We start from the raw sequence: 25,794 nt of genomic DNA, 5'->3' as shown, positions 1-25,794 counted from the left end.
CGGTCGGTGTCCTAGACGCGAAACTCCCGGCGCGTGGACCGGTGCTCGACCGAAGAAGCTACGGTCTGGGCAAGCCCTGGAGGGCGCGCTCCCGCGGCCGTCCGCGCCCCCTCGCTGGGCGCGGGCACGGCGTCTCGGCGCCTCTCCCGGGTGCGGCTCTCAGTCGGCTCGTCGGCCAGGTGCGGTCCGCGGGGGCGCCCTGTCGTGTCTCCGGCGGCCGGGGGTACCTGGCCGCGTCCTGCTCGCGGCCGCCCCCCGCCTGCGCGTTCACGCTCACGCCGACGCGACCTGCACGCGCGCCGCAAGCGTGTGCCAGGGTCCCCGGGCCGCGCCTACCGGCCGACCGGCGCCCGCAGCAGCACCGCGCGGGCGTACGCGAGCGCGAAGCCGATCCGCATGACGTTGGCCTGGGACTGTGACGCCGGCGCGGTGGTGACCACCGCGAGGTCGCAGCCGGCGGCGACCGCGTCGGCCAGGCGCGTGGTCAGGAGCGCGCGCTGCACGCCGCGGCGACGGAACCGCGGCGCGGTGGCCGCGCCGCACAGCTGGACCAGGCCGTCGGCGAAGCGCGCGCTGGCGATCCCGGCCGGCGCGCCGTCGACCCGCGCCAGGTAGCGCGGCACCGCGGCGGTGCCGAGGTCCGCGAAGATGCGCTCGAGGACCGCGGGGTCGATCGGCGGATCGAGCGGGCTGACATGGTCGGGGTGGCCGAACCCGTCGATCGACACCCGCAGCCAGTCGGCGGCGGTGGCGTCGGTGACGGGCTCGACGGTGACGCCCGCGGCCAGGGCCGGCACCGCGTCGGCGGCGCGCACCCGGCGCACGAGCACGTGCTCGAAGCCCTCGAGCAGGTAGCCGCGCCCGAGCAGGGCCTGGTGCAGCGCCGGCGGCGCCAGCGTCGCCAGCTCGAACCGCACCGGCTCGCCGTCGGCGTGCCAGCGGGCCTCGATCGCCGCCAGCGCGTCGAGATCGAGCTCGGCGCCGAAGCCGCAGCCGGCGACCTTGTTGGTCGGCAGCCCGGGGCGCGCCAGCACGGCGACGCCGCCGGCGATCGGATCGATCGCGACGGTCGCGCCGGTGGAGGCGACGCCGTGGGCGACCGCCTGCGCCAGGCCCGCCTCGCCCGCGTCGATCCGGGCCGCGAGCGCGACGTCGACGAACATCGGCCGAGGTTCGTCGAACCTCGGCCGCGATGCAACCGCCGCGGTCACAGCCGCGCCAGGAACGCGCGCGCGAACCGGTAGGCGTCGCCGGGCCAGCGCGCCGACACGTAGCGACCGTCCTCCACCACGAACGTCGCGTCGTCGTCGTCGCGGGTGCCGCGCTGGGTGGTCGTGCGCGGCCCGCGCTCGAACTGCCGCGCCGGGTCGGCCAGCGCGGCCTTGACCTCGTCCTCGACGTAGGCCGGGTAGGTCCGGTAGTAGCGCCCGAGCTTCCAGAACGTCAGCAGGTACGCGGAGCGCTCCATGTACTTCGGCAGGCACGTGGTGCGCGCGCCCGCGAGCACGCTGGCGCCGGTGGTCGGATCGACGCTGCGGGCCAGCGCCAGGACGCCGTGACAGATCGCGCCGACCGGACGCCCGAGCTGCCAGAACCGCGCGACCTGCGCGTGCAGCGCGGGCGCGCCCAGGTACTGCTTCATCCCGGGCGCGTGGCCGCCGGGCAGGATCAGCCCGTCGAAGCCGGCGACGTCGAGGTCGGCCCAGGGCACGGTGCGCATGAACGCCGGGGCCTCGGTCAGCTCCTGGTAGAACGCCTTGGGCTCGGGGTAGGCGCCGAGCTTGCCGAACAGCACGCCGCGCAGGAGCAGCGGATCGGCGGCGGGCGTCGCGCCCGCCTCGGTGGCGAACACCACCTCGTGGCCGGCCTCGGTCGCGAGCTTCCACGGCACCGCGACCTCGGTGACGTCGAAGTCGTGGTCGGGCAGGGGCATCCACAGGCGCGCCATCGCGGCGATGCTACGCGATCTGCTACGGTCGCGGCGATGGCGCCACGTCGCGGCAACCAGGTGGTGACGCTGGCCGTCGTGGTCGTCGCGCTGATCGCGGTGTGGTGGACCCAGCGCGGCGCACCCGCGGACGCGCCGACGCCGGCCGCGCCGCCGATGGCCACGCCGTCGCCGCGCGCGTCGCCGTCGCCGTCGCCGTCGCCGAGCCCGCGCGTCGCGCCCACGGCGACACCGCCGCGCGCCGCGCCCACGGCGACACCGCCGATCGCCGCGCCCACGCCGGCCACGCCGGCCGCGCTCGCGCTCGGCTCGATCGCCGACCCCGAGGAGCGCGCCGCGGTCATCGCGGTCGCCACGGCGATCGATCGCGGCGGCCCGTTCGCCTACCGCAAGGACGGCGCGGTGTTCGAGAACCGCGAGGGACGGCTGCCGCGCCGGGCGCGCGGCTACTGGCGCGAGTACACCGTCCCGACGCCGACCGAGGACGATCGCGGCGCGCGCCGCCTGGTCGCGGGCGATCGGCGCGAGCTGTACTACACCCGCGATCACTACCGCGCGTTCGTCGCGGTCCGCGCCGCCGCGCCCTGACCGGCGCCCGAGGTCAGCGCGGCGTGGGCGCGAACGCGATCAGGTACTGCGTGATCAGCGACGCCTCGCCGGGCTCGAGGCCCGAGCGCTCCTGCATGTCGGCGACCTCGCCCGGCCAGGCCCCGGCCGCCTGATCGCGCGGCGACGGCGTCAGGTGACAGCCGCTGCAGTGGCGGATCAGCAGCGTCCGGCCGTGGTTGAGGTCGGCGACCTGGCGCTGGACCCGGACGGCGTCGGCCTCGGTGGCGACCGGCAGCCACGGCCCGCGGCAGGCCGCGGTCGTGGCCAGCGCGATGACCACCAGCGCCCTCACAGCGACATCCCGATGATCGCGCGGACCGTGAACTTGTCGGCGTTGCTGGTGAGCCCGAACCCGGCGGTGGTCGTGACCCACAGCGCGCCGCTGGCCGCCCACGACGCCGCCGGCCCGGCGTAGGCGCTGATGGTCTCGTCGAGCTCGGTCGGCTCGAGGTCGCCCCAGCTCTCGGCGCCGACCTTCCACGTCGGCGACAGCTCGTAGGTGGCCCCGGCCGCCCAGCCCAGCTCGACCTCGGTCGCGTCGACCTCGCCGCCGAACTCGACCTCACCGATCAGGTTGGCCGCGACCGTGACCTGGCCGAAGTCGCGGGCGAGGACGGCCTTGGCCTCGCCGACGTAGGCGCTGGCGCCGAACGTGCGCGCGACCTCGCCGTAGAGCAGCACGTCGACCGGCAGCTCCCCGCGCTCGGCGAAGCGGTAGCGGCTGCGCAGCTTGATCGCCGACAGGTGCATCGGGACGGTGGTCATGAGATCGCCCGACGCCTGATCGAACGCGTGGTACAGCGACACGTCCCAGCGGTCGGTGAGGCCGTGCTCGATCTCGAGCTGCAGCTGGTGGGTCTCGAGCGCGCCGTCGTCCCAGGTGGCCCGGGCCCAGGTCGAGTAGACCTCGACCTCGGTCTGGCCCTCGGGCATGGTCATGTACTCGTAGGTGCGGCTGAACGAGCGGCGATCGGCGTGCGCGATCGCGGGGACGGCGACGAGGGCGACGGCGGCGAGGGTGAGGCGCTTCATGGATATTGAAAGTCATTTTCATTATCTCTCGGCCGCTGTCAAGCCAGGTCGCCACGCTCGCTCGGGCGTCCGGGCCGCCGACCGGGCGATGGCCCAATCCCTTCGCGATGTTGCGCGCCCAACCCGGGCACCTGCGGTAGGTTGTCGCCATGCCCGTCCGCGATGGCTTCGTCGGCACCGTCGGGGCCACCCCGCTCATCCGCATCGGCAGCCTGTCGGAGGCGACCGGCTGCACCATCCTCGGCAAGGCCGAGCACCTCAACCCCGGCGGCAGCGTCAAGGATCGGGCCGCGCGCCAGATCGTCCTCGACGCCGAGGCCGCCGGGCGGCTGGGCGGCGCCCGCGGGCCGCGCGAGATCGTCGAGGGCACCGCCGGCAACACCGGCATCGGCCTGGCGCTGGTCGCGCGGGCCCGCGGCTACGGCTGCCACATCGTCATCCCCGAGACCCAGAGCCCCGAGAAGATCGACCTCCTGCGTGCGCTCGGCGCGGTCGTGCACCTGGTGCCGGCGCTGCCGTTCGCCGACCCCGGCAACTACTATCACGTGGCCCGGCGCCTGGCCGACGAGCGCGGGGCGTTCTGGGCCGATCAGTTCGAGAACCCGGCCAACGCCCGCGCCCACTACCTCACGACCGGGCCCGAGCTCCTGGCCGAGGCGCCGCGGCTCGACGGCTTCGTCGCGTGCGCGGGCACCGGCGGCACGATCGCCGGCGTGTCGCGCTACCTCAAGGAGGCGCGGCCGCGCGTGCAGTGCTGGCTGATCGACTGCGAGGGCAGCTCGCTCTACAACCACGTCATCCACGGCACCCTCGACGCCGCCGGGTCGAGCGTCCTCGAGGGCATCGGCATCCGCCGGATCACCGCCAACTTCGCCGGCGCCACGCTCGACGGCGCGTTCGCCGGCACCGATCGCGAGGCGATCGAGATGGTGCACTGGCTCCTGGCTAACGACGGCCTGTTCGTCGGCGGCTCGGCGGCGCTCGCGTGCGTCGGCGCGGTCAAGCTGGCGCGCGTGCTCGGGTCGGGCGCGACGGTCGCGACGATCCTGTGCGACGGCGCCCAGCGCTACGCGTCGCGCCTGTTCTCGAGCGAGTGGCTGGCGGCCAAGGGCCTCACGCCGACCGCGACCGATCTGTCGTTCGTCTCGTGAGCGGTCACGGCGGGGTCCAGAACTCGACCTCGTCGGCCAGCATCCGCCCGACCTCGTCGCCGGTGACGATCGCGAACGAGTAGTCGGTCGGGAAGTTGTTGCGGAGCTGGGTGCGGCCGTCCTGCGGGAAGCGCGCGTCGTCGGCGAGGATGTCCTCGGCCCGCAGCGTCGTGCCGCCGTGCTGGTGGCAGCCGACGCAGCTCGAGGTCCCGTTGTGGGCGCCGGCCTCGAGCATCGGGTTCGAGCACCACGACGGCGCGTCGTGGACCGCGGCCAGCGCGTCGCCCAGCGACGGATCGACGGCGCCGCCGCGCGGATCGGGATCGCGCTCGTCGAACGCGGTCACGACGCACATCTTGTAGTTGCGCCACACCGTGCCGGCCAGCGCCGCCGGGCGATCGGCGCCGAAGTCGGTGTCGGGCCTGGCCGACCACCACAGCGTCACCCACAGCCAGTGATCGAGCTCCTTGGTCATCAGGTGCAGCCCGGCCAGGCGGTAGCGGTTGCCGTTGGGCAGGACCGCGGTGTAGATGCGCTCGGGGCCGGGGTCGGCCTCGCCGTCGGCGATCCAGGCGCGGGTGTCGCCGGCGCGCATCGCCGCCAGGGCCGGCCCGCTGGTGTCGACGATGGGCACGCCGAAGCCGAGCTCGGCCCGGCGCCAGTCGGCCTTGACCAGCGCGGCGTCGAGCGGGAACGCCCCGGCCAGGCACGCGGCCCAGGTCGGGTCGGCCTCCTGGTAGTCGACCGTCAGCGTGGCCGCGCCGCCGTCGCCGTCAGCCACGACCGTGACCCAGACCGGGCCGGCGCCGGCCACCGTGCACACGGCGCCGGCGCAGTCGAAGGTGTCGGCGGTGGGCGCGCCGCCGACCCGGACCCGGACCTGGCCAGCGCCGTCGAGCCGCGCGGTCAGGCGCTCGCCGGCGCCGACGAAGTAGGGCCCGTAGGCGCGCTCGGCGCACGCGGCCAGCGCCAGCGGCTCACGCACCATCCGCCGGGGGCCCGCGGTCGGCGGATCGAGGATCGCCGGCGGCGCCGGCTGGCCCAGGCACGCGATGATCTCGGGGTAGCTGGTCAGCAGGTGGCGGGCGGCGCCGGGGCTGTACTGGACGCGGTCGATCCCGCCGACGCCGTGGATCTCCTCGGGCGTGTCGACCGCGGCGGCGTACTCGGCGAAGCGCTCGGGCGGCCACGTCGGCAGCTCGTCGACCGCGGTCGGGTTCCACGCGAAGGTCTGATCGAGGAGCTCGTCGGACAGGCGCGCCCGCGCGCGCTGCTCCTCGGGCGTCAGCGCGCGGAACCCGTGATCGAACAGGCGCCGCAGATCGTCCTTGCCGTACCAGGTGTGCCAGCGCGGCAGCGCGCCGCTCGGCAGGCCGGGCGCGATCGCGAACGCGACCGGCGCGACCGCGCGCTCGATCGCGGCCCAGGCCGCGGCCCGGCGCGCCGCCTGATCGTGGGCCAGCTCGTCGTCGCGCCCGCGCAGCGCGCCGTCGGCCGGGTACGGCGCCGCCTGGCCCACCAGCTTGCGGTCGGCGGCGGTCAGCGCGGCGGCGGTGGTGCCGTCCGCGGGGCAGCTCGGCGGCGGATCGGCGCAGGCGGCGGTGGCCGCGAGCGCCGCGATCGCGACCGCCCCACGCATCACTGGGTCTCGAGCACCAGCGCGGCGTCGCTGGCCACCACGTACTCGCGGCCGCGGGTGTTGTCGCGGACCAGGTAGTAGAGCCAGCCGTCGCTGCGGAAGTGCGGGTACAGCGCGTACTGGCCCGGCTGCATCGTCGTGACGCGCTGGATGGCCCCGGTCGCGATGTCCATGACGTAGACGTTCGCGGCGCCGCTGGCGCGCAGCGCGGTGAAGCCGGGGTCGGTCGCGCTGCTGTAGCCCAGCGCCTGCCAGTCGTTGGCCTCGACGTAGTGCTCCCAGGTCATCCAGCGCTCGTCGTAGCTGAGCGCCGGCTTGGCGCCGCGGACGCAGTAGCGCGCGATCTCCGGAACCTGCACGTCGTAGCCGGTGCCGTTGGGGGTCGCGACGATCTTGCGCATCAGGTACAGCGACTGCCCGGCGCCGGCCGAGACCCGGCTGACCAGGAGCCGCGCCGACGGCGAGATCACGACGTCGCCCTCGCGCGGCAACGTGATCCGGGTGCGGGGCTTGGGCACGTACGCCGTGCCGGTGTGGACCAGCGGCGTCAGGTCGATCGACGCGGTCGACTGGAAGGTCGACGACGGATCCGCGAGCGTGACGCCGTGGCCGCCGTTGTCGTTGGTGAACTGGCCGTCGACGGTCCAGTAGTCGCCGTTGTGGACCGCGCCGAGGTGCTGGTACAGCCCGACCGCGGTGGTGGTGCTGCACTGGGCCTCGGTGAAGTCGACCGTCGCCGGGCCGCTGGCGAGGAGCGACTGCTCGCAGAACTTGGCGCTGCCGCCCTGGAGCACGAAGCCCGAGTTGTCGGCGAAGAACCCGGGATCGTAGAGCGCCGCCGCGGGGATCTCGGCGTCGCGCGTCAGATCGATGATCGTCGAGCGGTAGGTCTGGCTGGCCGCGGCCGCGCCGCCGTGGGCGACGTAGCGGCCGTCGGCCGAGCTGCGGGTCCAGTAGCTCGAGCTGTAGTTGTTCTCGCGCAGCACGCGGATCGTCTGGTTGGGCATCGCGGCCGCCCAGCCGGCGCTCCACGCGTTGGCGCTCGAGCTCGGGTAGGTGGTCAGGCAGTCGCGCGGCGTGGCGGCGCCGGCGCAGCCGAACATCAGGATGCCGTTGGTGCGGTTGAGCGCGCGCCAGCCCTGGGTCGCCATGGTCGCGACGTGGGTGGTGACCTCGGCGGTGATGGTGGTCGTGCAGTCGGTCGGCGGCGGGTCGGCCGGGATGACCACGTCGAGCATCGGCAGGCCGCGCGCGAACCACTCGGCGACGATGTCGAACTCGCCCTGGGTGTAGGGCGCGCCGACGCCGCGCGGCATCGCGGTCTCGGCCTGGAACATCGCGAGCTGGTTCGGCCCCTCGGTGGGGCCGAACGCCAGGTTGAAGACGTAGAGGAACCAGTCGAGGCGGGCCGCGGTGGCGTAGATGCCGAAGTTGTGGGGCGGCCAGCCCGAGGTCACGACGCCCGGCGTGGCGCGCAGGCAGTCGACGATCGCCGCGCCCTCGGCCTGGGTCATCGGCGCGGTGTTGGTCAGGCAGTTGCTGACCGCCGCGCTCGACTCGGTCTCCCACGAGCGCAGGCGATCGCGGCTGATCGCGTGGCACTGGTTGCAGCGCATCGAGCCGCCCTGGCCGAGCAAGAGCGACGCCTGCATCGCGAGCTGATCGTCGGCCAGCCCGACCGGGTTGCGCAGGACCGGGATGATGAACGCGTCGACCGGCGCGTCGACCGGCGGGGCGCTGTCGGACGGGGGCGCGTCGATGCCACCGCCGCCGCCGCCACCGCACGCCAGGAACGAAGCCGCGAGCGCGGCGAACACCGCAGTGCGAAAGACCATGGGGCCAAGGGTGCCCGCCGCGACCCGGGGGTGTCACCAAAAACCGCAGCCGATCCGGCTGAGAGGGCCTGGCCCGATGCTGCCCTCCCGCCTCAATCGGTGTGCGGACGTGTGCGACACGTCGGCGGGCGTCCGACGCTCAGCGCGCGGCCCCCGCCAGTGGGGTCTTCAGGTGCCGAACACCAGCGCGGCGTCGCTGGCGACGACGACCTCGCCGCCGGTCGCGTGCTTGACGATGAAGTAGATCCAGCCGTCGCTGCGGAAGTGCGGGAACAGCGCCTCCTGGCCCGGGGCCATGCTGGTGATCCGGCGCGAGACCCCGGTGGTGATGTCGAGCAAGAACACGTTCGCGGTCGACGCGCCGAGCAGCGCCGTGAACTCGGGATCGCTGGCGCTGGCGTAGCCCATGGCCTGCCAGTCGCCGGCCTGGACCCAGTGGTGATAGACCAGCCAGCGCTCGTCGTAGCTGAAGGCCGGCTTGCCTCCGTTGACGCAGTAGCGCCCGACCTCCGGGGTGGTGATCGTGTAGGTCGAGCCGCTCGGGGTCGCGACCAGCTTCTTCAGCATGAACCCGTTCTGGGAGTTGCCCGATCCGGCGACGCGGCTGAGCAGGAGCTTCGCCGACGGCGAGATGATCGTGTCGCCCATGAACGGCGCCCCGACCGCGATGTGCGCGCGCGCGCTGTAGGCCGTGCCGTTCCAGAGCATCGGCGTCAGGTAGTCGGTCGAGCCGGCGTCGAACCAGGCCGGGGGCTCGCCGCCGGCGTTGTCGCTGACGAACTGGCCGTTGACGGTCCAGTAGTCGCCGCCCGCGGCGGCGCCGACGTGCTGGTACAGGCCCACCACCGCGACGTCCGAGCACTGCGGCTCGTTGAACGTGACCTGGGCCGGGTTGCTGGTGAGCAGCGACTGCCGGCACCAGGCCTTGGCGCCGCCCTGGATCACGAAGCCGGTGTTGTCGGGGAAGAACCCGGGGTCGTAGTTCGCCGCCGCCGGGATGCGCCGGTTGTCCTGGAGATCGATGATCGTCGCGCCGCTGCCGGCGCCGCCGCCGTGGGCGACGAACCGGCCGTCGGCCGACGACCGGGTCCAGTAGCTCGACGCGTACGGATAGGTGTGGAGCAGGCGCAGCGTCGTGGTCGGCGCGGCGGCCGACCAGCCGGTCGCGTAGCTCTGGGTCGAGGCCAGCGGGAACGTGCTCAGGCACTCGCCGGGCGCGGTGGCGCCGGCGCAGCCGAGCATCAGGATGCCGGCGTCGCTGTTGCGCGCGGCCCAGCCGTCGGTCTGCATCGCGGCGACGTGGGCGCCGACCTCGGCGCCGATCATCTGCGTGCAGCCGGGCGGATCCGGGTTCGCGGGCACGACCGTCTCGAGCTCGGGCAGGCCGCGCGCGAACCACTCGGCGACGATGTCGAACTCGGCCTGGGACAGGAGCGGCTGGCCCCCGCGCGGCATCGGCATGCGCGCCGCCCAGGTGATCCACTCCGACGCGAAGCTGCCGCCGTAGGCCAGCTGGACCACGCCGTAGAAGTACTCGAGCCCGGCGGCGGTGGTGTAGATGCCGAGCTTGCCCGGCGCCCACTGGCCGGTGGTCGCGTCGCGCAGGCACTCGAGGATCGCGACCCCCTCGGCCGGCGTCGTCGGCGTCGTCGCGGGGATGCACGCGTCGGCGGCGCGGGTCTCGGTCAGCCACGACTGGAAGCGCTCGCGGGTCAACGCGTGGCAGGTGTCACAGGCGTCGCGCGGGCCGACGCCCAGGCGCGCGACCGCCATCTGCGCCAGCGGCAGGTCGGCGAGGTCGACCGGGTTGCGGAACGGCGGCAGCATCGGCGCGTCGATCGGCGGCGCGGCGTCGATCACGCGGGCGTCCACGGTCTGCTCGCCGCCGCCGCCGCAGGCGAGCGTGCCGAGGGTGAGGCTGGCGAGGGCGAGCGCGGCGAGGGAGAGCGGACGTGGCAAGGACATCAGGGGCGCCTCCGAGCAAGACCTCGGCCAGCGGGTCGCGTGCGCAGATCTAGGCACTTGTCGACGCGCGGCTGCGAGGACCGTGACCGCGAGGGTACACCGGCCTCAGATTTTTGGCGGGCCGATCAGGCGCCGAGGGCGCGGCCGAGCGCGTCGAGCGCGGCGCTCGGGGTCGGGTGGGCCGAGATCAACGACCGGTGCGCGCCGGCGAGCAGCCCGGCCCCGGCCGCGCCGTCGAGCCACGCCACCAGCGGCGTGTAGTAGCCGCCGACGTCGGCGACCGCGATCGGCTTGGCGTGGTAGCCGAGCTGGGCCGCGGTCAGCACCTCGAACAGCTCGTCGAGCGTGCCGAAGCCGCCGGGCAAGGTCAGGAACCCGTCGGCGTACGCCATCATGCGATCCTTGCGCTCGGCCATCGAGTCGACCAGCTCGAGGCGGGTCAGGCCGCGGTGCGCCTGCTCGCGGGCCTCGAGGTCGCGCGGCAGGACGCCGATGACCTCGCCGCCGGCGGCCAGGCACGCGTCGGCCAGCGCGCCCATCAGGCCGCGGTGGGCGCCGCCGTAGACCAGCGGCCAGCCGCGGGCGGCGAGCGCGGCGCCGGTCGCGCGGGCGGCCTCGACGTAGATCGGATCGTTGCCAACGCTGCCGGCCAGGAACACACAGATGCTGGGCACGGCGGCACTCTACTCCCAGGGCTCGCCGGCGGTGACCGCCGCGTGGCGCCGTCGTGCGCGATCGCCGGGCCGCGCACGCGCCCGGCCCCCTGGCGCGCGCGCTGCTGGTCGCGCACGCGCCGGTGCGCGATGTCCTGATCGCGCACGCGTCGGGGCCGCCGGTGCGCGCGATCGCTTTCCCCCGCGCGCCGGTGCCGCCGGCGCGCCGGCGCCGCCGCACCTCGAGATCCGCGCGCGAGTTGAGACCGCGCTGAGGTCGGGCCGGCGCCGCTGAGTTTCAGAGGGTCGTCGCCGAACCCTCCCCCATCGGGGGCAAGCCCCGATGAGGGCCCCCACCCAGGACGCGAAACTCCCGGCGCGTCGACCGGTGCTCGACCGAAAAAGTTACAAGCGCTGAGGGTAGGATCGGTCGATGTCCTCATCGCGGTTCTCGATCTCGTCGGTGTTGCTCAGCTACTTCCTGGTCGCCGGGGGCATCGCCATCGGCCTGCTCGCGGCCGGCCAGCTCAAGCTGACCAGCGAGCTCGGCCTGTACGGGGTCCTGTTCCTCGGCGGGGCGATCGGCGGCGTCATCGCCGCCCGGGCCAGCCGCGGCTCGACCGTGATCGAGCCGGCGCTGGGCGCGGTGCTGGTGATCGCGACCCTCGTCGGCGTCTTCCTCGGGACCGGCATCGGCGAGCTCCTGTGGCACGTCGCCAAGGACGCGATCGTCAAGACCGTGGGCTACGCCGCGGCGGCCGCGGCGGTCGGCGCGATCGTCGGCGCGATCGGCGCCGAGCGGCTGTGGTCGGGACACTCCTCGAGCCCGCTGGTGTGGGCCGTGTACATCGCGATCGCGGCGCTGGGCGCGTGCATCGTGGCCATGGTGGTGCTCGTCGGCGGGGCGGCCCACGGCGCGACCGACGACGACGCGCTGGCCGGGCTGTTCTTCGGCGCGATGGCCCTGGGCTCGGTCCTGACCGGGCTGACCGTCGGGGCCTCGGCGCCGCGGCGGTTGCTGGTGGCGACGCTGCTCGGCGTCGTGGCCGGGGTCATGGGCTTCTACCTGTTGCTGCGCGAGCTGCCGGGCACCAGCGCCGGCGACGACGACAAGGCGGCCGCCGGCTTCGCGATCATCGGGGTCGGCTGCGGGCTCCTGGCGATGGCCGGCGCCGCGATCGCGTGGACGCTCGTCGGCAAGAAGGCCCGGGGCTGAGGCACCGCGCGTGCGCTGAGCGCGCCGGCGGCCGACGCCTACGCCGACCGCACCATCTCGACGTGCGGGATGCCGTCCTCGAGGTACTCGGGCGACACCGTCGCGAACCCGGCGTCGCGGTAGAACTGCTCGAGGTAGCGCTGCGCGCCGATCCGGATCGCGACCGGGCCGTGATCGGTGGTCAGGCGAGCGATGGCCTCGGCCATGAGCGCGCGCCCGAGCCCGCTGCGCCGGACCTCCGACGCGGTCACGACCCGCCCGATGCAGGCCTCGGCGTAGCGGACCCCGGGGCCGAACAGCCGCGCGTAGGCGAGCACGCGCGCGCCGTCGCTGGCGTCGGTCCACAGGTGGTAGGCGCTGCGATCGCGGCCGTCGAGATCCTGGTATGGGCAGGCCTGCTCGACGACGAACACCTCCTGCCGCAGCGCCAGGATCCGGTAGAGCTCGTCGGTGGTCAGGTGCGACCACGGTTCGCAGCGCCAGGTCGTCATGGCTACTCGATCCGCAGCGACCGCTCGAGCTCCTCGGGGTTCGACGCGGCGTAGATCGCGGTCTCCATCGAGATCAGCCCGGTGTTGACCAGATCGAGCAGGTGCTGATCGAACAGCTGCATCGAGTACAGGTCGCGGCCCTTGCGGATCATCTCGGGGATGTCGTTGAGCCGGCCCGAGCCGCGGATGCACTCGCGGATCGTGCGGGTGACCCGCAGGATCTCGACCGCGGGCAGGCGCTTGCGGCCCTCCTTGGCGACGAGCAGGCGCAGCGACACCACCGCCTGGAGGCAGTCGCCGAGGCGCTCGCGGATCACGTCCTGGGCGTCGGGCTCGAACAGGCCGACGTAGCGCTGGATCGTCGAGACCGCGTCGGGCGTGTGGATCGCCGAGATCACCAGGTGGCCGGTCTCGGCCGCCTTGAGGCAGGTCGCGGCGGTCTCGCGATCGCGGATCTCGCCGACCATGATCACGTCGGGATCCTGGCGCATCGCCGCGACCAGCGCGTCCCGGAAGTTCTCGGTGTCGGCCCCGACCTCGCGCTGGATGATCATGCACTTGCCGGGCTCGTGCAGGAACTCGATCGGATCCTCGATCGTGATGATGTGCGCGTGGCGGGTGTCGTTGATGTAGCGCAGCATCGCCGCGATCGACGTGGTCTTGCCGTTGCCGGTCGCGCCGGTGACGAGGATCAGCCCGCGGCGCGTGTCGGCGATCTCGGCCAGCACCGGCGGCAGGTTGAGCTGATCGATCGACTGCACCTGCACCGGGATCAGGCGCATCACGATCCCGACCGAGCCGCGCTGGCGGAAGATCGACGCGCGGAACCGGCCGCGCGTGGCCAGCGCGTACGACACGTCGATCTCGCCGAACCGGCGCGTGAAGTCGATCGAGGTCGAGCGCTCGTCGAGGATCAGCCGCGCGATCGACTCGGTGTCGCTGGCGGTCAGCGGCGCGACCTTGATCGCGCCGAGCAGCTCGCCGTGCAGGCGATAGTGGGGCGGGTAGCCGACCTCGAAGTGGATGTCCGAGACGCCGCGCTCGATGCCGAACGCAAGGAGCTTGTGGAAGGTCGCCTTGTCCATGATTCCCCGGCGGCGGCAGGCCGCGTGGCTAGTTTAGCCCACCCTTGGGGGGGATTCTCGACCACCGGGGGCACCTCGTCGTCGCGCTGGCGCAAGCTCTCGATCAGGGGCCGCTGGCTGGGCGGCGCGCTGGCCGCGGCCCGCCGCTCGCGCCAGCCGGGCGTCCGGTGAGGCTGGGTGTCCTCGCCCGGCTCCCGGTCGGCGTCGTCGATCGGTTCGACCGCGGCGGCGTCATTGGGGGCGACGAGGGGCCGCAGGGCCTCGACCAGGGGCTGGGTGTGGGCGGCGCCGTCGCCCGCGCTCGGGAGCCGGACCTCGCCCGAGCCGCGCGCGACCGCCGACTCGAGATCACCGTCGAGATCGCCGCTGTCGTCGTCCTCGCCGTCCTCGCCGTCGTCGGGATCGAACGAGGCCGGCGGGGCCGGCAGCGGCGGCGCCGGGCGCTCGCCGATGGCCTGGATCGCGCGCCGCACGCTGGCCTTGATCCGCGGGAACGGCGGGCCCGGGCGGGCCATGTAGAAGCCCTGGCCGTAGCGGATGCCGAGCTCGCGGAGCGCCACGAGGTCGTCGATCGTCTCGATGCCCTCGGCCACGATCACCGCGTCGATCGCGTCGGCGATGTGGGCCAGCGACCGCAACATCTCGCGCTTGACCGTCGACCGGGCCACGCCGCGGGTCAGCACGTCGCTGATCTTGATGAAGTGCGGCCGCAGCGCCATCACCGTCTCGAGGTTCGAGTGGCGGGTGCCGACGTCGTCGATCGCCACCCCGAAACCCATGCTGGTGTAGATCGCCAGCGCGCGGCGGAACGCGGCGAAGTTCTCGATCGCCAGCCGCTCGCTGATCTCGAAGACGATGTGGGCCGGGGTCAGCGTCGCCGCGGCCAGCAGGTGGCTGACCTCGAGCTCGATGAAGCTGGCGTCGTAGAACGACAGCGGCAGCAGGTTGACGAACAGCCGGTGGATCGGCTCGAGGCCGACCGCCCGCCGCAGGGCGCCGCGGAAGCACGCGCGGTCGAGCTCGAAGGTCAGGTCGACCTCGTCGGCGACCGCGAACAGCGTCGCCGGCGACTCCATCCGCGTGCCGCGCGGGCCGCGGGTCAGGGCCTCGTGGCCGAAGATCTCGCCGGTCTCGATCGAGACGATCGGCTGGTACACCGCGACCAGGGCGTCGCCGAGGATGATGTCCTGCAGCACCGCCTTGTCGCGCAGCGCGCCGCGCTCGCGCGCCAGCCGCGCCGCCGAGGCGGCCTCGCTGACCAGCCGGGCGACCAGGCGTTCGTGGCGCAGCATCGGGTTCGACAGCACCCGGGCCGAGCCGACGTGGACCCGCGGCTCGTCGCGGAGCAGCTCGCGCACCGACGGCGCCAGCGCCGCCGCCACCGCCTCGGCCACCGCGGTGGCCAGGCGCTCGAGATCGACCTGGTTGGCGTCGCGCGGCGACAGCAGGCACACGTAGGCGTCGTCGTCGCTCGAGCGGCAGATCAGATCGCCGGGCCGCAGGAGCGGGCCGCGCAGCCGGTCGAGGACGTGCCCGGCGCGCTCGTACAGCTCGGCGTGGGACGCGACGCCGAGCTCGACGCGGACGCGCTCGAGCTGGGCCAGGTCGACGTACAGGCAGCTCATCGCCCGATCGCGCTGCAGGATCGCGATCACCTCGTTCATGCGGTCGTGGTAGGCGCGGAACGCGTCGGTCGGCGCCTCGGGCGCGGCCACCAGCGTCGCGGCCTGGCTGCTGCCGTCGGCGGCGAGGAAGTGGACCCGGCCGCGGCCGCCGTCGGCGCGGGCCGACGACTTGGCCGCCCGCAGCGCGGCCTCGGCCGCCGACAGGAGCGCGTCGGGCGCGGTCGCGTCGTCGGGCATGGCGGCGACGCCGACGGTCACGGTCAGCCCGCGGTCGGCGCCGGCGTCGACCACACCGGTCTCGCGGGCCCAGGCCCGGACCAGATCCGCCGACGCCACGGTCTCGCGGATGCGGTTGGCCTTGGCGATCGCGCCGGCCTTGCTGGCCTCGGGCAGGATCAGCGCGAACTCCTCGCCGCCGAAGCGCGCGGCGATGTCGCTGCCCCGGACCCGTCCGGGCGAGTCGCCGACGGTGAGCAGCTCGGCGACCCGGCGCAGGATCCCGTCGCCGGCCTGGTAGCCGAGCGCGTGGTTCACCTGGGCGAAGCCGTCGACGTCGATCAGCAAGAGCGCGAGCGTCGAGCCGCCGCGCTGGGCCCGCGCGACCTCCTCGCGCAGCCGCTCCTGGAAGATGCCGTGGTTGTAGAGCCCGGTCAGGGCGTCGCGGAAGGACACCGTCGCGAGCTGCTCGGACACCCGCTCGAGCTGGGCCGCGGTCTGGCCGAACTCGGCGCCCTGGCTCTCGAGCGAGCGCACCAGCTGGCGCTCGCGCAGGAGCAGGCGATCGTTGGCGTCGCGCAGCTCCTCGACCAGGCGGGCGTTCTCGACCGCCAGGTCGCGCGCGTGGACCAGCTCGGCGATCAGCGTCACCAGCTCGGGCGGCCGCCACGGCTTGCGGACGACGTAGTGGACGCCGCCGTTGTTGACCGCGGCCATGACGGTGTCGGCGTCGGCGTAGCCGGTGACCAGCACGCGCCGGACGTCGGGGCGGAGCTGCGCGGCGCGGGCCAGGAGCTCGACGCCGTTCATGCCCGGCATCCGGAAGTCGACGACGATCACCGCGATCTCGGCCCGGTGCTCGAGCGCGACCAGCGCCGCCGCCGGCATGGCCTCGGTGATCACGTCGAACCGCCGCCGCAGGGCGCGATCGATCAGATCGAGGTTGTGGGGCTCGTCGTCGACGCACAGGATGACCGGGCGCGCGGGCGCGGTCGAAGCCGGGTCGGACGCTCCCTCAAGCGTCGGGCGAGGATCGTCAGATACTGCCAATGTCGCTGGCGATTATAGAGGAGGGGCCGGGGCGGTGCGCAAGCGCGAACGTGCGCGCCGTCGAGATCAGCGCCGCTGGCGCGAGGCGCGCGCGAATTCTGGTAGGATTCTTTCCGAGAGTTCATGCGCGGCAAGCGAATCTTGTTCTTCGATCCCGACGCGCGCGCCCGGCGCGTCGCCGAGCGGGCCCTGGCGGCCACCGGGTCGGACATCGTCTCGGCGCCGGACTGCGAGGCGGTCCTGGCCGCGATGGACAGCGAGCGCTGGGACCTGATGATGCTCTCGTACGATCCGCCGCTGCGGGACGACCCGCGCTGGACCGAGCGGCTCGAGCAGTTCGACGCGCGCTACCCCGGCACCAAGCTGGTGCTGCACGCGACCGCGCCGACCGAGGCGACGCTGCCGCTGATGGCGACGCGGCCGTTCTTGCGCAACATCATCGCCAAGAACGAGGAGCCGATCGAGCCGGACGAGCTGATCATCACCGCCGAGAAGCTGCTGCGCCAGGACCTGTTCGGCCTCGGCAAGTACCTGCTGTGGGGGGTCGAGCCCTACCGGATCGAGATCCGGGACTCGCGCAAGAAGCTCGACTACCTGCAGGAGGTCGCGACCTACGCCCAGGCGCTGGGGTGCAACGAGCGCGTGGTCGAGCTGGTCGAGACCGTGGCCGATGAGCTGGTCACCAACGCGATCTACAACGCCCCGCGGACCACGAGCGGCGAGCCCAAGTACGCGCGGCTGTCCCGGCGCGAGCCGGTCGAGCTGGCCGACGACGAGGTCGGCACCCTCGAGTTCGCGTGCGACGGCGACTACATCGCGATCGCGCAGATCGATCCGTTCGGCGCGCTGACCCAGGAGACCGTCGTCAGCTACCTGAACCGCTGCCTGGTGAAGGGCCCCGAGCAGCTGTCCGAGGCCTCGGGCGGCGCCGGCATCGGCCTGTACCGGGTGTTCCAGTCGCTGTCGAAGTTCGTGATCAACGTCGAGCCTGGGCGCCGGACCGAGGTCATCTGCCTGATCGATCTCCGGCTGTCGATGAAGCGCTTCCGCCAGCAGGCCAAGTCGTTCCACATCTTCATCCAGGACCCGACGGCCGCCCCGGGAGGCGCCTGAGCGTGGCCGCGCGTCCGACCTTCGCGATCGAGATCGTCGCCGGCGACGACCTCGACCTGGTCTCGATCGCCGGGATCATCGACGAGAACGCCGACCTGACGCCGCTGACCACGCTGGGCGAGCGCCCGATCGAGGTCAACCTGCGCGCGGTCCGCCGGATCAACTCGTTCGGCGTCCGCACCTGGATCGACGCGGTCCGCAAGGTGCCGCAGTCGGCCCGGCTGACCTTCGTCCAGTGCCCGCCGCCAGTGGTCGATCAGTGCAACATGGTCTCGGGCTTCCTCGGCCACGGCGCGCTGGTGTCGTTCTTCGCGCCGATGGTGTGCAGCGAGTGCGACGAGCAGATCGATCAGCTGTTCGAGACCGCGGCCTGCCGCGCCAACGGCGGCAAGCTGCCCGAGACCCGCTGCCCGCGCTGCGGTCGACCGATGGAGGTCGACGATCTCGAAGAGCAGTACCTGCTGTTCGTGCGCGACAGCCGCTGAGATCTTGGAGGGGCTTTCGCAAAGCCCCTCCCCCACAAGACGTGGGGCCCCGCAGAGTGCGAGCGCACATCGCGGATCGGTCGTCGGATCCGCGGGCTCACCGAATCGTTGGTACACCGACTGTCGCGGCGGCCCTCGAAGATCTGTGGGCGGGCCAGGGAAATCTGAGCGGGGTCGATAGACCACGGCGGCTCAGGTCGATCGACACCGGCGCGACGCCGGCTGGCGCAACGCCGATCGGTTTCGACCGGCGTGGTGTCGCGCGCTTGCGATCGTCGTCGGGATTGGCCCGCACCGTGCTTTCGTTCGCGCCGTGAGCTACTTCGGCCCGCCCCCGGCTCTGGCTCGCGTGGTCCCCCATGCACCAGCGGAGCTGCGCCTCCATCATCCCATCGCCGGCGCGCTCGCGACGGCCGCGTTCGCGCTGGGCGCCGCGTGCGGCGGCGACGGCGGCGACGAGGTGGTCGGCGCCGACGTCGCGCACGTCGCGGCCACCGTGACCTGCACGGCGACTGACGGCGCGGTCGTGCGCGGCGACTCGCCCGACGGCGACCTGTGGTTGGCGCGCGGCGCGACGACGACCGTGCTCACCGCCACCGGGGCGCGCCACGATCTGCCGTGGCGCATCGACGACGCCACCGCGCTGTACCCGAGCAGCGCCACCGCCGCCGCGGCGATCGTCGGCGGCGAGGTGTGGACCCTCGACGACGGCGCCCGCGAGTTCGTGCCGACGCCGGCCACGCTGGGCGCGGCCGCCGCGGTGTGCGGCCCGCCGATCGCCGAGCACGGCACGTTCATCGCCACCGCCGGCGGCCTGCTCGAGCGCTCGGCCGGGCTGTGGTGGAGGTGGTCGGCGCCGACCGCGGCGACCGGCGGTGGCTTCGACGGCGCGCGCGGCCTGGCCCGGGTCGACGGCGCGTGCGCCGCCCCCGACGACGCCGTGTGGCTGACCACCGGCGACGGCGCGCTGTGGCGGATCACCCGCGATCGCGCCGAGGCGCTGCCGGGGCCGGTCGACGAGGTGGCGATCGTGCCCGCGCTCGGCGCGGCGGTCCGGCAGGGCGACGCGTTGACGATCGGGCCGCCGTGGCGCGGCGTCGGCTTCACCGCCGGGCCGGTCGCTCACGTCGCCAGCGGCGGCGAGCGGCTGTGGGTGGTGGCCGGCGGCACGACGTTCGTCCGGGCCGCCGGCGCGTGGGCGATCGTCGACGGCCTGCCTGCCGCGCCGACCCGGATCTGGCCCGACGCCGGCGGCGGCGCGTGGGTCGAGATCGGCGCGCAGGTGTGCCGGGCGACGCTGGCGCCGGCGATCCGCGTCGACGGCCTGCGCCCCTACGAGCCGCGCGTGGCGTCGGTGGCGCAGCTCCGGGTCACGCCGCCGGCCGGCGTCGCCGAGGTCGCGGTCGAGCGTGACGGCGCGGCGGTGGCGTCGGCGCCGGTGGTCGACGGCGTGGCCGCGCTGGCCGACGTCGAGCTGGGCGACGGCGGCTGGCACCAGCTGACGATCCGTGCCGGCGGCGCGTCGCGGCTGCTCGCCTACAACCTGTTGCAGATCTCCGATCGGTCGTGGGCCACCGACGTCCAGCCGATCTTCGAGGCGAGCTGCGCCGGCGGCCGTTGCCACGGCCCCAGCCCCGGCGGCGGCCGCGTGGATCTCTCCACCTACGAGGGCTGGCGGCAGAAGGCCAGTCGGGTGCGCGAGCGGCTCTTGCGCGGCGAGATGCCGCCGAGCGGGCGCCGCTCGACAGCGCCACGATCGACATCGTCATCGACTGGATCGAGGGAGGCATGCGTCCATGATCGTTCGTCCACTCACGCTCGCGCTCGCGCTCGGCCTGCTCGCTTGTGGCAGCGCCGCCGAGGATCCGCCCGACCGCGACCCGGTCGGGCCCACCGACCCTGCGCCGGGCCGGCGGGTCCGCCGCCTCACCGCTGATCAGTTCGCGCGCTCGCTGCAGGTCGCGACCGGCCAGGCCTGGACCCGCTACGCCACCTACGCCGAGGCGCTGGGCAAGCCCGACTTCGGCGAGCTCACCGATGAGGGCACCGACCTCTCGGTGACGTTCGACAAGCTGGTCCACGACGCGGGCCGCGAGGCCTGCGGGCGCGCGGTCGATCTCGATCGCACCACCGCCACGACGGTGATCATGCGCGAGGCGCGCGCCGCCGACCGCGGCGACCACGCGAAGTACGTCGCGAACCTGCAGTACCTCTTCCTGCGCTTCCTCGGCGTGCAGCTCGACGCGGTGGACGATCCGCGGCTGGCGCCGTGGCTAACGCTGCTCGAGGCCGCGCCGGCACCGACCACCGACGTCGAGATGGCCACCCGCTGGAAGGCGGTGTGCATCGGCCTGGTCACCCACCCCGACTTCGTCACGTATTGATGCGCCCCATCACGCCCACCCCGAGGCACCCATGACCTTCCATCCCTCTCGACGCTCCGTGTTGCTCGGCGGCGGGCTCGGCCTCGGCGCGGCCATGCTCGGCATCCGCCGCATCCGCGACGTGGTGGCGGCGACGCCCGACGAGTCGCTGCGCTTCGTCCACGTGTACCTGAACGGCGGCTGGGACGTGACGCTAGGCCCCGACACTCGAGCGCCCGGCACCTACGCCGGGCTCGACCTCGGCACCGCCCGGCTCGCGCCCGAGTTCCAGACGCCGCTCGACGTCACCGTCGGGTCGACGCCGACCCTGTGGGGCGCGGCGATGGCCGGGCTGGTGCCGCACGCCGACAAGGCCACCGTGTTCCGCGGCGTCAACATGAACACCGTCGCCCACGCCACCGGCCGCGCCTACGTGAACTCGTTCATCCCGCCGGCCGGCACCGTGGTGCGCGGCAGCTCGCTGGCCACCGCGGCGGCCGCCGTCGGCAGAGCTGGCCGCCGAGCGGATCCTGCCCAACGTCACCGTCGGCTTCCCCAGCTACAACACCGCGTACTCGCGCGAGGTTGACCGCGGTGTCGCTGCGCCGCGTCGGAGATCCAGGGGCTGCTCAAGCCGCTCCAGCGCCCCGCTGGGCGCTGACGTCGAGGCGCTGCTGGCCAGCGCGCAGGACCAGGCCGCGAGCTGCGTCTCCGATCACTACCGGGGCCGCGCCCCGCCGATCAGCTGGCGTCGAGCCGCGGGCGGCTGCGCCGGCTGATGGCCGAGAACCTGTCGGCGCAGTTCGATTTCGGCGCGCCTCGGCCGACATGGTCGCGATCCGCGATCGCTTCGGCTTCGCCGCGAACGCGGTCACCGCCGATCCGCTGAGCGTCGGCATGACCGCCGCGCTGGCGGCGCCGCTGGTGCGGGTCGGCGTCAGCCGCCTCGGTGACCGTGACGATGGCGCCCAGCCTCGACACCCACGGCGCCGAGTGGGCCACCCAGCACCCGACCCGGCTCAAGGCCGCGCTCGACGCGGTCGGCGCGCTGATCACCGATCTGCGCGAGCTCGACCCCGACCTCGAGCGCACCGTCGTGCTGGTCAGCTCGGAGTTCGCCCGCACGCCCAAGTTCAACGGCCGCGGCGGGCGCGATCACTGGTTCGCCAACTCGCTGCTGGTGTTCGGCGGCGTGCTCCGGCCCGGCGTGTTCGGCGCGACCGGCGCCGACAACCTCGGGCTCCAGAAGATCGATCTGGCCACCGGCGCGCCGTCCGACGCTGGCACCGTACTCGTCGCCGTCACCGCCACCGCCGCGCCCGGCCGCGCCGCCTCGCCGCTGGTGTGCGCGCCCGACGCGCCGCCCGACAAGTTCCGCCTGCTGCGGCAGCTGACGCTCGATCTCTACGGACGGATCCCGACGTTCGAGGAGTACCAGGCGCTGGCCGCGCGGCCCGCGCTCGACGCCGCCGCGATCGACGCGATGTTCACCACCGACGAGTTCTTCGTCGGCGCGCGCGACTACTTCCGCCACCTGATCTGGGGCGGGCTGCCCGACGACCTGAGCGTCGTCGGCACCCAGCGCGTCATCACCCGGCAGGCCACGACCAACCTGTACTTCGCCGGCAACCTGCGCGCGACGTTCCGCGGCCGGCCCGACGTCACCTGCCTGGACCAGGCCCAGATCCAGTTCGACGCGGCCGGCCGGCCGCTGCCGATCTCGACCTTCGCCGATCCCACCTGCGCCGGCGGCACGTGCCGGCAAGAGGGCTACGTGATGGTCACGCCGTACTGGGCGACCACGCCGGTGAAGGTGTGCGCGTTCGACGCCCAGGCGCTGGCCACCGGCACCGGCGCGACGCCGCCGACCTGCGGGCCGTACACGATCAACGCCGGCTGCGGCTGCGGCGCGGGGCTGCGGCACTGTCTGCCCGGCGCCGGCGACGCCAACCACGCGGCGGTCCGCGCCGCGCTGGCCGACGAGGCGCCGCGCATCTTCGAGAGCGTGGTCCGCGCGCGCGGCTCGTACTTCGACACGTTCACGACCCGGCAGTCGTTCGTGAACGGCCCGCTGGTGCAGTTCTACGGCCAGCTGTCGGGGCCGGCGGTGGCGCTGCGGCAGGGCGGGGCGATCGGCTACGACGGGCGGATGCCGGCCACCTTGCCGGCGCTGGGGTTCGCCGAGCGCGACACCTGGATGCCGGTCGAGCGCGACGTCGCGCACGCCGGCGCGCTCACCACGGCCGGCTTCATGCTGCGGTTCGCGTCGAACCGGGCCCGGGTCAACCGCTGGTACTCCGCGTTCCGCTGCGAGCCGTTCCTGCCGCCGGCCGGCGGCCTGCCGCCCGAGCCGCCCGGCCTGCCCGATCCCAACCTGCGCACCCGCAACGGCTGCGGCGGCTGCCACGACACGATCGAGCGCGCCGCGGCGCATTGGGGCCGCTGGCGCAACACCTCGCAGGTCGGCTACCTGGCGCCGGCCGACGTCGACTTCACCGCGGCGCGCGCCGAGTGCGCCACCGCGACCCCCGCCGGCAGCCGCGCGTTCTGCGACGCGTACTTCATCACCGACCGCAACTCGACCCACCCCGACGAGCTCGCCGCGTGGAAGGGCTGGCCCCAGGCGCGCGCGTACCTGAGCGACGCCGAGGCGATGGCGATCGATCGCGGCCCGGCCGGGCTGGTCGACGAGCCGGCCGAGCAGGCCAAGGTCGGCGAGTGCGCGGTGCGCACGCTGGCGCAGACGCTGCTCGGCCGCGAGCTCACCGCCGACGAGACGCTGACCTGGATGCCGCAGGCGACCGCCGCGTTCGCCGCCGGCGGCTACGACTGGGGCGCGCTGTACCGAACGCTGATCGATCACCGCAGTACCGCGTCAGCCGCTGAGGTCGCCGTCGCGATGTCGTACCGGCGCGGTACTCAACCGGCCATGGCACGCAGCGTCCCGCAGATCCTCGGCCTGCTCGGCACCAAGGACCCGGCCACGGTGCTGGTGTACCCGCTCGCGCTCGGCGCCAGCGCGATGACCGTCGAGCGCGTCGCCGCGTGGACCGGCGTGTGGGGCGCCGACTTCGGCCGGCTCACCGCCGCGGTCAGCACCGACGAGAAGGCCGCGCTGGTGGCGGCCGGCGCGCGCGAGCAGCCGACGCGCGATTGAGCGGCGCGCTCAGCGCTTCGGGCAGGCGATGTCCTCGGGCGGCGGCGGGTTGCACTTCACGTCGGGCGGGCAGTCGTCCTTGACCTGGGTCATGCACCGGCCCGGGCTGACCTCGCGGATCGCGACGACGTCGTCGGGCGGGCACTCGATCTTGATCGGCGCCGGCGGGTTGCACGGCGGGACCGGCTGACCGGGCGGGAAGTTGGCCTGGCTGCACACGTCCTCGAACGCGGCGCAGCCCTTGGGCGAGCGCTGGACCTGCCAGCGGACCTGTGCGACGGCGACCGCGGCGCTCGCGTCGCTCGCCGCGGCCGCGACTCCGGCGTCGACGGTCGACGGTGGTGGTGGCGGCGGTGGCAGCTCGACCGGGCACGTCACCAGGCGGTTGCCGCCGTCGACGACGCAGCGCCCCGGCTTGAGCTCGACGATGCGGGTGGCGCCCTCGGGGAGGTCCGCGCACGCGATCGCGAACGGTGGCGGCGGGTTGCACGATGCGCCAGGGGGGCAGTCACGCTGCTGCAGCGCGGTGCAGCGATCACCTTGGCGCGTGAGCGTCCAGCGGGGTCGCGTGTCCGTCGGCTGCGGCTCGGGCTTGGGATCGGGCGCCTTGCTGCTGCCGCAGGCGCTGGCGACGACCATCACCAGCGGCGTGGCGAACTGGGTGCGACGGGCACGAGCCATGGCGCGACGGTAGCGCGGCGGCGGTGGCGAGCGCCAGCGCGGCGATGGCTACAGGCCGAGCAGCGTCACCGCGCACAGCCGCTCGACGAGCCACACCAGGCCCAGCGCGCCGAGCACCGCGGCGAACGCCGGCAGCGCGCGTAGCGGCGGTAGGCCGGGGCGCCGATCGCGCGGGCCAGCGCCCAGGTCACCGGCAACGCGACCGCCACGATCGTCAGCTGGGCCAGCTCGACGCCGACGTTGAAGCACAGCAGCGGCACGATCACGTCGCCGGGCGGCAGGAGCGGCGTGAGCATGCGCGCGAAGCCGAGGCCGTGCATCAGCCCGAAGCCGAACGCGACCGCCCAGCCGCCGCGCGCGCCCGGGCGGATCGCCGACGCCGCGGCCGTCCATACGATCGACGCCGCGATCGCGCACTCCACCAGCTGCGCCGGCAGCGACACCCAGCCGAGCGCCGCGGCGATCAGCGTCAGCGAGTGCGCGATCGTGAACGCCGACACCAGCACCGCGGTGCGCGCGCAGCGCCGCGACCAGCGCGCGCCGCTCCCAGCCACCGCCGGCGCCGACGATCACCACCGCGATCAAGAGCGCCAGCACGAACGCGACGTGATCGAGGCCGGTCGCGACGTGGTGCACGCCGGCGCGGACGAACGCCAGCGCGCCCGACGGCGGCGGCTCGGCGAGATCCCAGACGAAGCGGTTGGCGTCGACCACCAGGATGGTGTCGGCCGGCGCCTGACCGGGGACGATCACCCGCAGCGCGGCGTCGTGGCCGGGGTCGAGGTCGAAGAACAGGTCGTAGGTGATCGCCAGCGTGGCCAGCGGGCGCGCGCAGGTGGCGCGCCACGTGATCAGCGCGTCGCTGCCGTCGGCGCGGGCGGTGGCGGGCCCGGCGGCGCACGGGCCCGCGTCGCTGGCGATCCCGATCCGCGCGGTGACGTACCCGGCGATCGTCCGCCACGCCGCGGGGTCGAGCTCGGCCACGCGGATCGGCGCCGTCGGGTCGAGGCCGGCCGGCTCGGCCAGATCGGCCGCGGCGATCTGGATCCGGTAGTCGACCGCGGCGCCGTCGACGGTGGCGGTCGAGTAGGTGACCGAGGCCTGGTGCGCGGCGGCGGGGGCGGCCAGCGCCGCCAGCCCCACCAGCGCCGCCAGCGCCGCGCGCCTCACGCCCGGGCGGCCTGATCGCGGAAGCCGCGCAGCGCGTCGGGCGTGATCCGGTACTGCCGGCCGCAGGCGTCGCAGCGCACCTCGAGCGGATCGCCGCCCAGCATCGACTCGACCTCGCCGTCGGGCAGGGTCAGGATGCTCGTCATCACCCGCACCTCGCTGCAGGTGCAGCCGAAGCGCAGCTCGGACGACGCCAGGTCCGCGTACTCGAAGCCGGCGAACACCGCCTTGGCCAGCTCGGGCGCGGTCTTGCCGCGGCCCTCGAGCAGGATGCCGATCGGCTCCAGGCCGCCGAGGTGGTCGGTCATCG

General features: G+C 74.0%; 23 protein-coding genes. 9 read left to right on the top strand and 14 right to left on the bottom strand.

Features of this window, described 5'->3' with window-relative positions; all coding sequences use genetic code 11:
• Positions 1-332: 332 nt before the first annotated feature.
• A complete protein-coding gene (locus IPL61_23290; GenBank protein MBK9034149.1) occupies positions 333-1,163 on the bottom strand; it encodes a GNAT family N-acetyltransferase in 831 nt (276 codons plus the stop codon).
• Between the two features lie 44 nt (positions 1,164-1,207).
• Positions 1,208-1,948, bottom strand: a complete 741-nt coding sequence (locus IPL61_23285; GenBank protein MBK9034148.1) for a DJ-1/PfpI family protein — start codon at positions 1,946-1,948, stop codon at positions 1,208-1,210.
• Positions 1,949-2,104: 156 nt separating this feature from the next.
• On the opposite strand from IPL61_23285, the gene IPL61_23280 reads away from it, so the two are divergent.
• Entirely contained in the window at positions 2,105-2,536 is a 432-nt protein-coding gene (locus tag IPL61_23280) for a ribonuclease N1 (GenBank protein MBK9034147.1), read from the top strand.
• Positions 2,537-2,549: 13 nt separating this feature from the next.
• Here IPL61_23280 and IPL61_23275 read toward each other — a convergent pair whose 3' ends face one another.
• Both IPL61_23275 and IPL61_23270 read right to left on the bottom strand, forming a co-directional pair.
• Complete coding sequence (locus tag IPL61_23275; protein MBK9034146.1) at positions 2,550-2,849, bottom strand: hypothetical protein; 300 nt, start codon at positions 2,847-2,849, stop codon at positions 2,550-2,552.
• Positions 2,846-3,589 (bottom strand): hypothetical protein, encoded by a 744-nt coding sequence (locus IPL61_23270; protein MBK9034145.1) that lies wholly within the window; start codon positions 3,587-3,589, stop codon positions 2,846-2,848. Before IPL61_23270 ends, IPL61_23275 begins: the two co-directional genes overlap by 4 nt.
• Positions 3,590-3,738: 149 nt before the next feature.
• Here IPL61_23270 and IPL61_23265 point away from each other — a divergent pair, with 149 nt between their 5' ends.
• Positions 3,739-4,740: a cysteine synthase A gene (locus IPL61_23265; protein ID MBK9034144.1), complete on the top strand. Its 1,002-nt coding sequence runs from the start codon at positions 3,739-3,741 to the stop codon at positions 4,738-4,740.
• Positions 4,741-4,744: 4 nt separating this feature from the next.
• Here IPL61_23265 and IPL61_23260 read toward each other — a convergent pair whose 3' ends face one another.
• The 4 genes from IPL61_23260 to IPL61_23245 form a co-directional block, all read right to left on the bottom strand.
• Positions 4,745-6,379, bottom strand: coding sequence for a hypothetical protein (locus IPL61_23260; protein ID MBK9034143.1), 1,635 nt, complete (start codon positions 6,377-6,379; stop codon positions 4,745-4,747).
• Positions 6,379-8,214 carry a hypothetical protein gene (locus tag IPL61_23255; GenBank protein MBK9034142.1) on the bottom strand — a complete coding sequence of 612 codons (1,836 nt, stop codon included), beginning with the start codon at positions 8,212-8,214 and terminating at the stop codon, positions 6,379-6,381. Before IPL61_23255 ends, IPL61_23260 begins: the two co-directional genes overlap by 1 nt.
• A 168-nt stretch (positions 8,215-8,382) precedes the next feature.
• Positions 8,383-10,179: a hypothetical protein gene (locus tag IPL61_23250; GenBank protein ID MBK9034141.1), complete on the bottom strand. Its 1,797-nt coding sequence runs from the start codon at positions 10,177-10,179 to the stop codon at positions 8,383-8,385.
• A gap of 125 nt (positions 10,180-10,304) precedes the next feature.
• A complete protein-coding gene (locus tag IPL61_23245; GenBank protein ID MBK9034140.1) occupies positions 10,305-10,853 on the bottom strand; it encodes a TIGR00730 family Rossman fold protein in 549 nt (182 codons plus the stop codon).
• Between the two features lie 412 nt (positions 10,854-11,265).
• Here IPL61_23245 and IPL61_23240 point away from each other — a divergent pair, with 412 nt between their 5' ends.
• On the top strand, positions 11,266-12,048 hold the full coding sequence (locus IPL61_23240; GenBank protein ID MBK9034139.1) for a hypothetical protein: 783 nt from the start codon (positions 11,266-11,268) through the stop codon (positions 12,046-12,048).
• Between the two features lie 38 nt (positions 12,049-12,086).
• Here IPL61_23240 and IPL61_23235 read toward each other — a convergent pair whose 3' ends face one another.
• Together IPL61_23235 and IPL61_23230 are read right to left on the bottom strand one after the other, a co-directional pair.
• Positions 12,087-12,539, bottom strand: coding sequence for a GNAT family N-acetyltransferase (locus IPL61_23235; protein MBK9034138.1), 453 nt, complete (start codon positions 12,537-12,539; stop codon positions 12,087-12,089).
• Positions 12,540-13,485: 946 nt separating this feature from the next.
• A complete protein-coding gene (locus IPL61_23230) occupies positions 13,486-16,515 on the bottom strand; it encodes an EAL domain-containing protein (GenBank protein ID MBK9034137.1) in 3,030 nt (1,009 codons plus the stop codon).
• 123 nt (positions 16,516-16,638) lie between these two features.
• Between IPL61_23230 and IPL61_23225 the strand changes: the two genes are divergently transcribed.
• The 4 genes from IPL61_23225 to IPL61_23210 all read left to right on the top strand — a co-directional run bounded on the left by IPL61_23225 (position 16,639) and on the right by IPL61_23210 (position 21,065).
• Positions 16,639-17,628, top strand: coding sequence for a hypothetical protein (locus IPL61_23225; GenBank protein MBK9034136.1), 990 nt, complete (start codon positions 16,639-16,641; stop codon positions 17,626-17,628).
• A 2-nt stretch (positions 17,629-17,630) separates the two neighbouring features.
• Positions 17,631-18,113: a hypothetical protein gene (locus tag IPL61_23220; GenBank protein MBK9034135.1), complete on the top strand. Its 483-nt coding sequence runs from the start codon at positions 17,631-17,633 to the stop codon at positions 18,111-18,113.
• 313 nt (positions 18,114-18,426) lie between these two features.
• Positions 18,427-20,049 carry a hypothetical protein gene (locus tag IPL61_23215; protein ID MBK9034134.1) on the top strand — a complete coding sequence of 541 codons (1,623 nt, stop codon included), beginning with the start codon at positions 18,427-18,429 and terminating at the stop codon, positions 20,047-20,049.
• Between the two features lie 479 nt (positions 20,050-20,528).
• The gene (locus tag IPL61_23210) at positions 20,529-21,065 is read left to right on the top strand and encodes a hypothetical protein (protein MBK9034133.1); all 537 of its coding nucleotides are present in this window, start codon (positions 20,529-20,531) and stop codon (positions 21,063-21,065) included.
• Between the two features lie 152 nt (positions 21,066-21,217).
• On the opposite strand, the gene IPL61_23205 is transcribed toward IPL61_23210, so the two are convergent.
• Positions 21,218-21,457, bottom strand: a complete 240-nt coding sequence (locus IPL61_23205) for a hypothetical protein (protein ID MBK9034132.1) — start codon at positions 21,455-21,457, stop codon at positions 21,218-21,220.
• On the opposite strand from IPL61_23205, the gene IPL61_23200 reads away from it, so the two are divergent.
• Positions 21,438-23,633, top strand: a complete 2,196-nt coding sequence (locus tag IPL61_23200) for a DUF1501 domain-containing protein (protein MBK9034131.1) — start codon at positions 21,438-21,440, stop codon at positions 23,631-23,633. The genes IPL61_23205 and IPL61_23200 overlap by 20 nt on opposite strands.
• Before the next feature lie 9 nt (positions 23,634-23,642).
• Here IPL61_23200 and IPL61_23195 read toward each other — a convergent pair whose 3' ends face one another.
• Both IPL61_23195 and IPL61_23190 read right to left on the bottom strand, forming a co-directional pair.
• Entirely contained in the window at positions 23,643-24,314 is a 672-nt protein-coding gene (locus IPL61_23195) for a hypothetical protein (protein MBK9034130.1), read from the bottom strand.
• Positions 24,315-24,379: 65 nt separating this feature from the next.
• The gene (locus tag IPL61_23190; GenBank protein ID MBK9034129.1) at positions 24,380-24,868 is read right to left on the bottom strand and encodes a HupE/UreJ family protein; all 489 of its coding nucleotides are present in this window, start codon (positions 24,866-24,868) and stop codon (positions 24,380-24,382) included.
• Between IPL61_23190 and IPL61_23185 the strand changes: the two genes are divergently transcribed.
• Entirely contained in the window at positions 24,801-25,499 is a 699-nt protein-coding gene (locus IPL61_23185) for a hypothetical protein (protein MBK9034128.1), read from the top strand. The two genes, IPL61_23190 and IPL61_23185, sit on opposite strands and share 68 nt — an antisense overlap.
• On the opposite strand, the gene IPL61_23180 is transcribed toward IPL61_23185, so the two are convergent.
• On the bottom strand, positions 25,481-25,794 hold a 314-nt coding region (locus tag IPL61_23180), incomplete at its 5' end, for an Hsp33 family molecular chaperone HslO (protein MBK9034127.1). The two genes, IPL61_23185 and IPL61_23180, sit on opposite strands and share 19 nt — an antisense overlap.

The sequence above is a fragment of the Myxococcales bacterium genome (assembly GCA_016717005.1).
Taxonomy (GTDB): domain Bacteria; phylum Myxococcota_A; class Polyangia; order Haliangiales; family Haliangiaceae; genus UBA2376.
The sequence above is the reverse complement of the archived record's forward strand: the minus strand, read 5'-3'. Positions and strand labels throughout refer to the sequence as shown.